This window comes from Neisseria iguanae (genome assembly GCF_003013245.1).
Classification (GTDB): Bacteria; Pseudomonadota; Gammaproteobacteria; order Burkholderiales; family Neisseriaceae; genus Neisseria; species Neisseria iguanae.
The window spans coordinates 1-12,150 of record NZ_PXYY01000078.1; the positions used below are offsets into that span (position 1 = coordinate 1).

Annotated in this window: 13 protein-coding genes; all 13 read right to left on the reverse strand. The window is 46.8% G+C overall.

Annotation, left to right across the window (positions count from 1 at the left end; genetic code table 11):
- Window positions 1-145: 145 nt before the first annotated feature.
- Window positions 146-352, reverse strand: a complete 207-nt coding sequence (locus C7N83_RS14300) for a hypothetical protein (protein ID WP_146135142.1) — start codon at window positions 350-352, stop codon at window positions 146-148.
- A 285-nt stretch (window positions 353-637) separates the two neighbouring features.
- Entirely contained in the window at window positions 638-1,957 is a 1,320-nt protein-coding gene (locus C7N83_RS10570; protein WP_106742550.1) for a DUF445 domain-containing protein, read from the reverse strand.
- A 486-nt stretch (window positions 1,958-2,443) separates the two neighbouring features.
- Window positions 2,444-2,776: a thioredoxin TrxA gene (gene trxA / locus C7N83_RS10575; protein ID WP_106742552.1), complete on the reverse strand. Its 333-nt coding sequence runs from the start codon at window positions 2,774-2,776 to the stop codon at window positions 2,444-2,446.
- 60 nt (window positions 2,777-2,836) lie between these two features.
- Entirely contained in the window at window positions 2,837-4,381 is a 1,545-nt protein-coding gene (locus C7N83_RS10580) for an ABC transporter ATP-binding protein (protein WP_211296644.1), read from the reverse strand.
- 57 nt (window positions 4,382-4,438) lie between these two features.
- The gene (locus C7N83_RS10585; RefSeq protein ID WP_106742556.1) at window positions 4,439-5,986 is read right to left on the reverse strand and encodes a long-chain-fatty-acid--CoA ligase; all 1,548 of its coding nucleotides are present in this window, start codon (window positions 5,984-5,986) and stop codon (window positions 4,439-4,441) included.
- 172 nt (window positions 5,987-6,158) lie between these two features.
- A complete protein-coding gene (locus C7N83_RS10590; RefSeq protein WP_106742564.1) occupies window positions 6,159-7,181 on the reverse strand; it encodes an ABC transporter permease in 1,023 nt (340 codons plus the stop codon).
- 323 nt (window positions 7,182-7,504) lie between these two features.
- A complete protein-coding gene (locus C7N83_RS10595; protein ID WP_146135143.1) occupies window positions 7,505-7,837 on the reverse strand; it encodes a hypothetical protein in 333 nt (110 codons plus the stop codon).
- A 78-nt stretch (window positions 7,838-7,915) separates the two neighbouring features.
- Window positions 7,916-8,959, reverse strand: coding sequence for an ABC transporter permease subunit (locus tag C7N83_RS10600; RefSeq protein ID WP_106742559.1), 1,044 nt, complete (start codon window positions 8,957-8,959; stop codon window positions 7,916-7,918).
- A 43-nt stretch (window positions 8,960-9,002) separates the two neighbouring features.
- The gene (locus C7N83_RS17070; protein ID WP_425437516.1) at window positions 9,003-9,392 is read right to left on the reverse strand and encodes a hypothetical protein; all 390 of its coding nucleotides are present in this window, start codon (window positions 9,390-9,392) and stop codon (window positions 9,003-9,005) included.
- A gap of 23 nt (window positions 9,393-9,415) precedes the next feature.
- Window positions 9,416-10,033: an SIR2 family NAD-dependent protein deacylase gene (locus C7N83_RS17075; RefSeq protein WP_425437518.1), complete on the reverse strand. Its 618-nt coding sequence runs from the start codon at window positions 10,031-10,033 to the stop codon at window positions 9,416-9,418.
- Complete coding sequence (locus C7N83_RS17080) at window positions 10,023-10,406, reverse strand: hypothetical protein (protein ID WP_425437517.1); 384 nt, start codon at window positions 10,404-10,406, stop codon at window positions 10,023-10,025. The genes C7N83_RS17075 and C7N83_RS17080 overlap by 11 nt, the downstream gene beginning before the upstream one ends.
- Window positions 10,407-10,567: 161 nt before the next feature.
- Window positions 10,568-11,494, reverse strand: a complete 927-nt coding sequence (locus C7N83_RS10610) for a CobW family GTP-binding protein (RefSeq protein ID WP_106742561.1) — start codon at window positions 11,492-11,494, stop codon at window positions 10,568-10,570.
- Window positions 11,485-11,955, reverse strand: coding sequence for a Fur family transcriptional regulator (locus C7N83_RS10615; protein ID WP_106742562.1), 471 nt, complete (start codon window positions 11,953-11,955; stop codon window positions 11,485-11,487). The genes C7N83_RS10610 and C7N83_RS10615 overlap by 10 nt, the downstream gene beginning before the upstream one ends.
- Between the last annotated feature and the right edge of the window lie 195 nt (window positions 11,956-12,150).

A 12,150-nucleotide genomic window follows, 5' to 3' on the forward strand; every position in this document is an offset into this window, starting at 1 on the left:
TCCTGCCTGTGTTTTCGGCTTGCGCGTCCGGTAGGTGGTGACAGTTTTGACTTGGTGGAGTGGGCAAAGTTGAACAGGAATACCGGGAAACAGTTGCAGCAGCCCGCGTCTGCCGTCGCAAACAATAGTTTTTATTTCAACACCTTTATTCTTTAAGTCTTGTACGGCTTGGGGTGTGCAGCGCATGGATTTCGCATTTGACGGTGGTTATTGAAAGCGCTTGGTTACTGATCGCGTCATACAAAACCATAACGTCGAAACTTCGTCCGAAATAGGTGGTATCCATGATGAGATTGGCTTTGATAGGGGTGGCATATTGGTCTTGGGTGTCTACCTTTTGCAGATGCCGCATAATGGTCTTACGGCTGCAACCGTAGGTGCGGGCAAGCTGTGCGGCGTTGTGTATAGCCGTGCCAAATCTGGGCCGAATTGAGACGTTTACCGCCGTTGAAATAATGTTTACCGCTAAGGTATTTGTATGGCTGCTTGTCATTATGCCGCCTGTTCTTTTTGAGCTGTTTCGAGTCACAGAAAAAGCATTTTTTGTGTTCAAAGCCTTTGACCTCGTTTAAAGTCGTACAGAATAAAGGTTTATGACGGTTTTTAGCAGTAAATTTGTCCCTTATGCCTTATTCTGTTAACCTAGCCATTGCGACACTACATAAATCACCAGCCCGACCAAACCGCCGACAAGTGTGCCGTTGATGCGGATATACTGCAAATTTTTGCCGACACCGAGTTCGAGTTTTTCCACCATTTGCGCGCTGTCCCAACTTTTCACTTTGTCCGCCACAAATTGCGCGGCTTGCTCTTTATAGCGCATAACGAAATTACGCACCATCAGCGACAGGCGCACATTGATCCTGCGCATAAATTGCGGATAGGCTTCGGCCTGTGCCAGCATATGATCCAGCAGCTTTTGCAATTGTACGGTGCACAGCGAATCGGTTTTGACCACATCGTTTTGCGCCCAATTTTGCAGTCCTTTCCAGAAATTTTCCAAGCTGTTTTGCAAAGCCGGTGACTCGGCAATCTGCATTTTGGCCGCCTCCAAACGGCGGTGCCACAGGCGTGACGTTTGCAGCCGACCGATGACGGCATCGTATTGTTCGTCAAAACGGCGGTGCATGGCATTATCATCACCTTGCATGGCGGTAGCCAAATAGCCGTCAGCCCAATCCAAGGCCTTGGCGGCTGCCCAGTCGTCGACTTTTTCTACCACCGTTGATTTCAGCGCAGCTTTGAATTTATCCCATGTATTCGGCGCATCGCTTTCGATTTTCGCTGCCCACTCGCGCAGGTTTTGCTCCAACATTTCGCGCGTTTCAGGATTTTTCAGACAGCGGCGTAACTGCTTCAGCAAACCGTAATACAGGGTTTCGTGCATGCCGTGTGCCTTCAGCAGGATCAGGCCGTCTGAAAGCGTTTTGGCAATTTTTTCACCGTTGTATTGCTGCGCCAACATTATGCCGGAAAAGCGCGCCACCTGTTCGGGCTTGGCAACTTTCAGTAACAGCGGAATCTGCTTAGCCACCCACGGCAGCCATTGGCTGCGCACAGACTCACTCGCCAGCCAGCACAGCAGTTTGTCACCCGGCTGCGCCTGATACACCCTTAAGGCAATCGGTTTGCCCTGCAAAAAATTGTTCTCAATAAACCGCCCCAATTCATCGGCAATCCGCGCCTGATTGCGCGGCAAAATGGCGGTGTGCGGAATCGGCAAACCCAAAGGCCGTCTGAATAAAGCGGTCACGGCGAACCAATCGGCCAGCGCGCCCACCATAGCCGCTTCGGAAAAAGCTTTCACATACGCCAGCCAAGGGTAATGCTTGAGATACAGTGCGGATAACACAAACAATACACAAGCCGCCAGCAACAGGCCGGTTGCCCGGCTGCGGCTGCGGCGCAACCGTGCTTTGGCCTGCGCCAAGCGCACTTCTGCCGATAATGTGTGCATAATGTTCCTTTATGTGCCAACCAATATTGAAATTATAGCGCAGGCCGTCTGAAACCGCTTGCTGTCGTTTGCTTAATTTTTAAGCATGGTATGTTTACATTTAGATTTCATGCAGATAGCCGGGTTATCAACAGGCTGTACACAAACCTTTGTTGTTACGCTGTGATTAACCGTAATTTCCGCTTAAACTTTAAGCAGAATTATTTTTCGTTTATCTTTCAAAGGATAATGCTGTTTATACACAGGCTGCACACAGTTTTAAATGTGAGAAATGTGTGTTTTTATTTTTAGACGGCCTTTTCTTAAAACTACCAATCTGCCCAAATTTTAATCATTTAAATTTTCCGTTTACTTTTCAACGGGTAAAACTATTTTTCCACAGCTTGCTGACAACTTGTTTGAAAATTCTGTCTATTTCTTTTCCACATCAAAAAGGCCGTCTGAAACCCATATAGTTTCAGACGGCCTTTTTAATCCTAAACATCATTAGCCGATAGACGCATCCAAGAATGCGGTCAGTTGGCCTTTAGCCAACGCACCGACTTTCGTGGCGACGTTTTGGCCGTCTTTGAAGACCATCAAAGTCGGAATACCGCGCACGCCGAATTGGTTCGGCGTGTTTTGGTTGTCGTCAATATTGATTTTCACAACCTTCACTTTACCTTGGTATTCGGCGGCAACATCGTCCAAAATTGGGGCAATCATTTTGCAAGGGCCGCACCATGGTGCCCAGAAATCCAACAATACCGGCACATCTGATTTCAAAACATCTTGTTCGAAGTTGGCATCGGTGGTGTGTACAATCAGTTCGCTGCTCATAGTGTTTCCTTTTCAGAGGGTTTTTATATATCAGCAGAATAGGGCTAATGGAGGAAAATTTCAAGCCCCTGTGTGCAACAATAGATTTTGTGTATAAGCAGCATGAGGATTTGCAAACACGGCCTCCAAAGCTCCTTCTTCGACAATCTGCCCGTCTTTCAACACCATCACACGGTGCGACAATGCGCGGATAACCGCCAAATCGTGACTGATGATAATCAGGCTTAATCCGTATTGCCGCTGCAAATCAGCCAGCAACGCCAGAATCTGCTGCTGCCATTGCACATCGAGCGCGCTGGTCGGCTCGTCCAGCACCAAGATTTTCGGGCGCACGATAATCGCGCGGGCAATGGCCAAGCGTTGGCGCTGTCCGCCGGAAAACGCATGCGGATAACGCGTCATCACGTCTTCGGGCAAACCGACTTGGTGCAGGGTGTCGGCCACGCGCGCGCGCATGGTTTTACGGTTTAAGTGCGGCTCATGCACGCGCAAGGCTTCAGCAACGATATCAAACACATTCATGCGAGGGTTGAATGCGCCAAACGGGTCTTGGAACACCATTTGGATTTCTTTGCGTAACTCAGGCCGCCATGTTTGGCCGTTGATTTTCAGACGGCCTTCCGCAGTTATCAGATGCATTACGGCTTTGGCCAGCGTGGTTTTGCCGCTGCCGCTCTCACCGATAATGCCCAAGGTTTCGCCCGCTTTTAAATGAAAATCCAAGGGCCGCAGCAATATTTTGCGGCGTTTTTTAAACCAGCCGGCCTGTTCTTTTACGGATACACTGATGGCCACGCCTTCCAAAACGGTAGCGGGATTCTCCGGTAAATCAGCCACTTGCCGAACCGATTTGGCATTGAGCAGCATTCGGGTGTATTCATGTTGAGGCCGTCTGAACGCTTCTTCCACACTGCCCTGCTCGACAATTCGGCCATGCTGCATCACCACCACATCATCGGCAAAACGGCGCACCAGATTCAAATCATGGCTAATATACAGCAGGGTCATGTTTTTTTCCGCCTGCAAACGCGAAAGCAAATCCAAAATCTGCGCCTGTACCGCCACATCAAGCGCGGTAGTTGGCTCGTCGGCAATCAACAGCTTCGGCTCGGCCGCCACCGCCATCGCAATCATCGCCCGCTGCCGCTGCCCGCCCGATAATTGAAACGGATAGGCCAGCGCTTTTTCCTCCGGCTGGTGAATCCCCGTTTCCGCCAACAACGCCACCGCCTGCGCCCAAGCCGCTTTTTTCGGCAAACCCAAATGCAGGGTCAACACCTCTGCAATCTGCGCCCCCACCCGCATCACCGGATTTAAAGCCGTCATCGGCTCTTGAAACACCATACCGATTTCCCGCCCGCGCAGCTTACGCAATTCGCGCTCCGGCAGCGTCAGCAAATCCGTACCTTCGAATTTCAGACGGCCTGTCAGCGACACCGCCGGATTCAGCCGCATGATGCCCTGCGCCAATACGGTTTTGCCGCTGCCGCTCTCGCCGACAATCGCCAGTTTCCGCCCGGCTTGCACGCTAAGGTTGATGTCGTGCAACACCTGTTTGCCCGGGAATGAAGCATTAAGGTTTTCGATTTGTAAAATCGGGGTCATGACAGTTTCCATAGAATAAAAGCGTGATTGTTCAACCACGCTTATCAGACGGCTTTGTCAGGCTGATTGCCCTTCCTGCAACTGCTGTTTCAACACACGTTTCAACACTTTGCCGGTGGCGTTTTTCGGCAGCTCGTCTTTAAAATAAATATGCTTCGGCACTTTAAAATTCGCCAGATTTTTGCGCAGATAGGCGCGCACTTCTTTTTCATCGAGCGTCATTTTGTCTTTCACCTGCACAAAGGCGACGATTTCTTCATCGGCATATTGGTCTTTCACGCCTATCACCGCCGCCGCTTCCACCGAGTCCATTTTATACAGCACTTCTTCAATCTCGCGCGGATAGACGTTTTGGCCTTTGGAAATAATTAGGTCTTTTTTGCGTTCGACAATAAAGATAAAGCCGTCATCGTCAATCTGCACCAAATCACCCGTGCGCAGCCAACCGTTGACAATCGCTTCATCGGTGGCGCCGGACATATTCAGATAGCCCTGCATCACTGCATCGCTTTTGACAATCAGTTCGCCCACGCCGCCTTTTCCGACTTCCATCAATTCGTCGTCAATCGCTTTGATTTGATAGCCCGGCAAAGGTTTGCCCACGCTGCCGACTTTTTGCTGCTCCAGTGTGTTGACCGACACCACCGGCGAACATTCGCTCAGGCCGTAACCTTCAATCAGCTTGGCTTTGGGGAATTTGGCCTTGAAATCCAAAATGGTTTGCTCGGCCAAAGGCGCCCCGCCGCTGACAAACAGACGCACGCAGTTGAACCAGCGGAAATACCACGGAATTTTCGCTTTGCCCATCGCGGTGTAAATTGCCGGCACGCCCAAGAAAATCGTGGCACGCTTGAGTAAAACCTGTTTTAGTACGTTAGAAAACGGGAATACCGATTTCACCAAAATAATCGAACAGGCCATGTAAATCGGTAGCAACACCATCGCCGTCAGGGTAAAACTGTGGAACATCGGCAGAAACACGACAAAGCGGTCTTTACGGGAAATTTTAAACACCTGCTCCACTCCTTGAAGGTTGGAAAACAGGTTTTTATAAGTAATCAGCGCACCTTTCGGGTGGCCGGTGGTGCCTGATGTGTAAATGATGTGTGCCAAATCATCAATGACGGGCTGGTGGCTTAAATCCGGCTTTTCCGGAAACGATAAAGCCGCCATAAAATGCGCGTGTTTTTTATCAGTCAGCGGCTTATCGCCCATCCAAATAATTTTCTCCAGCTTGGTTTTGTTTTCTAAGCCTTTTACTTCTTTCAAGCCATCCGAAGCAAACAACAATTTAGCAGCGCAATCATTGAGAATATATGCAAATTCATCGTGTTTTAAAAATGTGTTCATCGGTACGGCCACCGCTCCCAAAGCCGTCACCGCAAAATAGGCTACAATAAAATCAGGAGAATTCGACACGGCCAGCGCCACTTTTTCGCCGAACTTCACATCAATGCTTTGCAGATAAGCGGCCACCGCATCAACCTGCTGCTTGAGTTGCTGGTAACTGATTTTTTCCTGATCGTTGAAAATAGCGGTGTTTTTGGCGGACTTATGGTTTGCCGCCGACAGCATTTGATAAAAATTGCGATAAAGATAATTCATAAAGTTTTCTTATTGGAATGGTTTGGCATGCCCAACAAAACAGCCCGTTATTAAGACGCCTGTATTTTATAGAATCGGCATAAAGAAAGTAAGCCGTTTCACGTAAAAACAAGCAAGTTCTGATGGGATTTTCGGCAAAAATCCAAGATAATCCAGTAAAGGCCGTCTGAAATCAATTGCGTGCCCGCACATCAAATGCATAACGCAAACCTTCGCCCACCATCACCAACAGCAGCAACATTATGGTCAACGCACCAACTGCCGGCAAACCGATCCACCATGCGTCGAGATTTTCCTTGCCCTGCGCCAGCAGTTCGCCCAAACTTGCTTGCGAAGCGGGTACGCCCAGTCCTAAGAAGTCGAGACTGGTCAGCGCCAACACCGCGCCGGAAATACGGAACGGTAAAAATGCCAATACCGGCGTGAGGCTGTTAGGCAGAATATGCCGCCACATAATCGTACCGTTGCCCACACCCATGCTTTTTGCCGCCAGCACATAATCGGCCTGACGGTTTTTCAAAAACTCGGCGCGCACATAATCCGACAACCCCATCCAGCCGAACAGCGATAACAGCAGCAATAAAATCAGCAAGCCCGGATTAAAAAACGATGACAAAATAATCAGTAGGTAAAGCTCGGGCAAGCCGCCCCAGATTTCGAGAAAACGCTGGATCAGCAAGTCGGTTTTACCGCCGAAATAGCCTTGCACCGCGCCCATTACCACGCCGATAAAGGTGGTCACGGCAGTCAAGGCCAGCGCAAACAGCAACGAATCGCGAAAACCATATACCAAGCGCGCCAACACATCGCGGCCGCGGTCGTCTGTACCCAGCCAATGCCGCTCAGACGGTCTTGCCGGATCGGGTCGTGTGTCGAAATCGTTTAAGGTGTTGGCGGCGTAAGGATTGGGCAGGTAAAGGGCGAAATTGCCGTCAGACGTGATGTTTTGGCGGATTAAGGGATCGAGATAGTCAGCCGGCGTGTCGAAATCGCCGCCGAATTCGGTTTCATGATAGGTATTGACGAGCGGGAAATAATATCCGCCTTGGTACTGAATCCACAGCGGTTTATCGTTGCTCCACAGCGGTGCGGCCAGCACCACGGCAAACAGCACCGCCAATACACGCAACGCAAACCAACCGCGCTTGTGCTGCTTAAACGCCTGCCAGGTGGGGTTTTGAGTAAGGGTTTTCATGGTTTTAAATGGTTGATTTATGTAGGTACGGCTAGTGGCCCGAAGCGGTGTAACCATACGCATGTGCGTTTTTTGATGCCGTCTGAAATCTGTAATTGTAGGCCGGGTTGCAAACCCAACGAAGCGATAGTTAAAAAGATTGTGGGTTTGCAACCCAACCTACCGTGGTAATTTTTTCAGACGGCCTATTGGTTTTTTATACAACTGACAACGAGCTGCCCTATTCATCATTGGCCGCACAGAAATATGCCCAATCTCCGAAGCTGTTGTTTTGGCAACTGTATCAGGCGAAAGGGGCCCGCTGCGGTTGAAGTAACGTTCAATCAGAAATTCACCCGATTCAGATCGACAATATGCTTCTTCCAGAACTGCAACGGCTCATCAATTTCGGCATATTCCACAGCCTGTTTCAACACATTGGATGATTTCATTTTGTTTTTGTTGGCAAACCCATCTTCCCAGCCTACTTTCGGCTGCAACGACCAAAACGGTATAGCTAAATTTAACCTATGCGCCGTGGCACATACTTCCGCCCAAACAGCGTTAAAAGTACGTTCCAAATCATGGCTTAATAGGATTTGCCTGCTACGCAAAATTTCTTGTTCATACAATCGGATAACCGTCAGCAGCAATACCGGCTTGAAGGGCTTTTTCAAATTTCGCACTTTTCGCACAATTCAAGTTATCAAAGCATTCAAGATAATAAGCCAAGCCGTTTGTTGAATATTCCATGTCTATTTCCCACCAAAATGAATGCGCGGATCGACCCATGAATATGAAATATCCGACAACAGTTTCGCCAGCAACCCCATCAGTGTGAACACATACAGCGTGCCCATTACCACCGGATAATCGCGTTTCATCACCGCTTCATAAGAAAGCAATCCCAAGCCGTCAAGTGAGAACAGCGTTTCAATCAGCAGGCTGCCGGTGAAAAATGCGCCGATAAAGGCGGCGGGGAAACCGGTAATCAACGGAATCATGGCGTTGCGGAACACGTGTTTCAGCAAAATCTGTTTTTCCGGCAAACCTTTGGCACGGGCGGTATAGACATATTGGCGGCGGATTTCTTCAAGAAAAACGTTTTTGGCCAACACCGTCATTACCGCCAGATTGCCAACCACCGAAGCGGTAACCGGCAAGGCCATGTGCCACAGATAATCTTTGATTTTGCCGAGTGCGGATAAATGTTCAAAATCATCGCTGACCAAACTGCCCTGCGGAAACCATGAAAAAAAGCTGCCGCCGCCGAATAATACCAGCAACACCAAGCCCAATACAAACGGCGGAATGGTATAGCCGACCAACACCACCATGCCCGTCAGCATATCAAAGCGGCTGCCGTCGCGCACCGCCTTGGCAATGCCCAGCGGAATACAAATCAGATAGGTCAGGAAAAAAGTCCACAGCCCCAAACTCATAGACACGGGCATTTTTTCTTTCACCAACCCGAACACGGTTTGATGATGGAAAAAGCTCTCACCCAAATCAAAGCGGGCAAAGTGCCCGACCATCTCGACAAAACGCGTCAACGGCGGTTTGTCAAAACCGTAAAGCGCATTCAATGCTGCCATGTCGTCAGCACTTAAGCTGCCCGATTTCATCATATTCGCCGCACTGCCACCCGCTTCACCCACCGCCGCACTTTGGGTCAGCTGCTGCACCATCTGCTCCACCGGCCCGCCGGGGACGAATTGGATAATGGCAAAGGTGACCGCCAAAATGCCGAGCAGGGTCGGAATGAGTAATAACAAGCGTTGCAGGATATAACGCCACATGGATGTTCCTTATGAAATTCTATATAAAATATCATGCCGAAATTCAAATTTTTTCACCGTATTTTTTATAATCAAACATACATAATAGCTTTCTATAATCAGTTGGTTTCTTTTCATCTAAATTCATATCTTTCAAATACTGTTCCACTTCTTTTAAATCTAGAGAACCATGCCAAATTGCCCATGCAATCGCATTATTTTTATATGTATTTGAAATACTTTCATCTGATTTAATATCTGCAATTTTAATATCTGTAATACATGTATGACTGTTTTTGCACTGTTTCTGTATATTTGCAATTGAATTTTTCAGCATATCAAGCTGCTGCCTTTTTAATTGCTTCTCTTTGCCTATAGCAGAACAAATCTTTGCAAACCCATAAATAGGAAAATATTGTTTAGCTGCAATTTTTTGCTTATTAATCAGCATCAAAAGCTGAGAATTTGCTTCCTCAATTATGTTAACATCATTTCAGAAGTTGTTTGAAAATTATATGTAATTGTTTTTGAAGAGCCAATTGCAATTACCCTATCACCATTACTTAATGAATCCATATCTTCTGTAAAATAAACTTTAATATTTCCCCCAGTGTTAATTTCTTTAACAATGGATTGCATTTTTTTAACATCCATTGCTGAAATAGGCAAAGTTAAAGCAGCTAATTCTTTGTATATTTCTAAAAATTTATCAGTTTTAATTTTATTAATACGAATCGTAGTTAACCATGATATATCAATATTATGTTCGGAAACTTCTATATTATCAGAACCATTTTCATATTCAACCAATAAAAAATTTCTTCTAATCTTTTGAGCTTCTTCAGAATTTGTTTCTACATATGTGAATATTGTTTTTAGAATATCTTTTACGTTTTCATCTCCTACACTGTAACCAAGAAAAATTATAGGATTGTGTATAAATAAAGAAAGTAATTGTGCCCTAATTAACTCATATTTCACTTTAAAATTATTATAATCATCCTCCGTTAGAATAATTTTTTCCGGTCTACTGACACAGCCATGTATTTTATATACTGATCCATATGGATTACTTAATAAAATATCATTTCCTATTTAGAGGGTTAAAATCAAATACATCTTGAGCAAAATTATCATAATTGGTAGTAATAATTGAACCAATATTTTTTCGTGCAGTTAATTCCTCTTGCCTTTCCTCTCTATAATCTAAAGCAGATAACAATTTAGAAACATAAATTTTAAATCTACTTAATAAAACATCCCTATTTCTCATTTCATTAAAAAATATATCATTAATTTCTTTAAATTTTCCATCTGGATCATTTTCGAGTACAGTATTGAATCTTTTTTCTAACTCTTTTGCAACTAATTCAAACCTACATATCTCATATCTAAAACACCGAGATTTAATATTAAGATATTCTTTGTCATCATCAAATAAGTCCATTGCTTTTTGACAATAGTCCATCCCATGTAAATGAATTCTTTAAATATCGTAAACTCATCCCTGTTCCAATAAATAAAACAGGATGGTTTGTATATGTAGACATAAACTCATTTATATTCATTTGATTTCTCCACAAGACCAAAGGCCATCTGAAATATTAAAGATTTCAGACGGCCAATATATTATTTTTCTAAAGCCTCTTTCAATTTCCGCTCAATCATATCTGCGTCAAACGATTTGGCAATCAATTCAAACCGTGAATCGCGCCGCCACGAAACTTGATTTGCACCCCATTGCCCATCGACCCAGTTTAACCATACCCAAGTGCCCAACACCTGAAACACGCCTTTGGCGCGTACCAGACCTTCAGTCATTTTCGGTAAGTCGTTGAAAAAGTTAGTCAGCCGTTCGCCATCGAAATCCAGTCCGGCAGGGAAGGTGAAGCCTTCGGATTGGAAGCCCATGGTGTTGTCGGGTAGGGCTTTGATACGGTAACGGGATTTTTCCACCACCGGAATATCCAGCCACCCGATATCGAGTTGCGCGTTTTCCACTTCGACCACTTTGGCTTTCGGCGGAAACAGCTTAGCTGCTTTGTTGTGAAATTCTGCCAGTTGTTCGGGCGTACATAAATCGGTTTTGCTCGCCACCAATACATCGCACACGCCGATTTGGTCTTTATACAACGCTTGGTTGGCGTAGCTCGGGTCAATAAATTGGCGCGGATCGACCACGGTAAACACAGCGGCGATTTCCACCAAGTCTTTCAACGGTGGGGCTTTGAGTTCGTCAATCACGCTGGCGGCATGCGCCAAGCCGCTGGCTTCGATCATCAGGCGGTCGGGTTCGGCATCACGCAACATTTTTTGCACGGTACTGCCCATTTGCGCCCCGGCGGTGCAACATAGGCAGCCGCCGGCAATTTCCGCTACAGGAATGCCGTCGTCGCTCAATACTGCGCCGTCAATACCAATTTCGCCAAATTCGTTGACGATAATCACCCATTTTTCATTCGGGTCTTTTTGCGCCATCAGGCTTTTGAGCGCGGTGGTTTTGCCGGTACCTAAGAAGCCGGAAATCAGGTGGACTTTGGTTTTCTTTACTGACATTTCTTGCAGATTCCTGTTAAAACAACGTGTTCTTCTTTTAAGGCAAAACCGCTCTCAGCCACACCGGTACGCAAGGCCGTCCATTCTTGGCTGAGGGTTTGCTCATCGACCGCGCCGCATTCGGTACAGACCAAAATAAACGCGCTGTGGTGGGTGGCAGCGGCTTCATCATCGTGGCAATGGTCATCGCAATCGTGTTGCGCGTGGCTGCACAACACATAGCCGTTGATTGCGGCCACTTTGTGCAACACCCCCTGCTCAGCCCAGAAATCCAAGGCCCGGTAGGCGGTTGGCGGGGCGACTACGCCTTCGCTTTGCTGCTGCATAAGCGACAAAACGTTGTAGGCTTTGATGACACCGGTCTGCTGCAACACGATATCCAGCACCTGCTCACGCAAAGCAGTCACTTGCGCACCCTCGATACGGGCTTGTTCTAAAATTTTCTGTTTCAAAGAATTCATAACGGGCTTTCAGACGGCCTTTTTCAGATGGTCTTATTATAACGTGTTTGTATGCATTCAGATACATAAAGGCCGCCTGAAAGCTTTAGCGCATTTCCAGACGGCCTGTAAAGAAAGGCTTATTTAAACCATGATTTGATTTTGTCGAATAAAGACGTGCTTTGTTTCTCGAAGCGCTCTTCCGCCACCGTGACG

Excerpts from the sequence above, each read along its gene's own strand:
- C7N83_RS10615 (WP_106742562.1), bottom strand. The coding sequence starts at position 11,955 with ATGAATTCTTTGAAACAGAAAATTTTAGAACAAGCCCGTATCGAGGGT.
- C7N83_RS10570 (WP_106742550.1), bottom strand. The coding sequence starts at position 1,957 with ATGCACACATTATCGGCAGAAGTGCGCTTGGCGCAGGCCAAAGCACGG.
- C7N83_RS14300 (WP_146135142.1), bottom strand. The coding sequence starts at position 352 with ATGCGGCATCTGCAAAAGGTAGACACCCAAGACCAATATGCCACCCCT.
- C7N83_RS17080 (WP_425437517.1), bottom strand. The coding sequence starts at position 10,406 with ATGGACTATTGTCAAAAAGCAATGGACTTATTTGATGATGACAAAGAA.
- C7N83_RS10580 (WP_211296644.1), bottom strand. The coding sequence starts at position 4,381 with ATGACCCCGATTTTACAAATCGAAAACCTTAATGCTTCATTCCCGGGC.
- C7N83_RS10585 (WP_106742556.1), bottom strand. The coding sequence starts at position 5,986 with ATGAATTATCTTTATCGCAATTTTTATCAAATGCTGTCGGCGGCAAAC.
- trxA (WP_106742552.1), bottom strand. The coding sequence starts at position 2,776 with ATGAGCAGCGAACTGATTGTACACACCACCGATGCCAACTTCGAACAA.
- C7N83_RS10610 (WP_106742561.1), bottom strand. The coding sequence starts at position 11,494 with ATGTCAGTAAAGAAAACCAAAGTCCACCTGATTTCCGGCTTCTTAGGT.
- C7N83_RS10600 (WP_106742559.1), bottom strand. The coding sequence starts at position 8,959 with ATGTGGCGTTATATCCTGCAACGCTTGTTATTACTCATTCCGACCCTG.
- C7N83_RS10590 (WP_106742564.1), bottom strand. The coding sequence starts at position 7,181 with ATGAAAACCCTTACTCAAAACCCCACCTGGCAGGCGTTTAAGCAGCAC.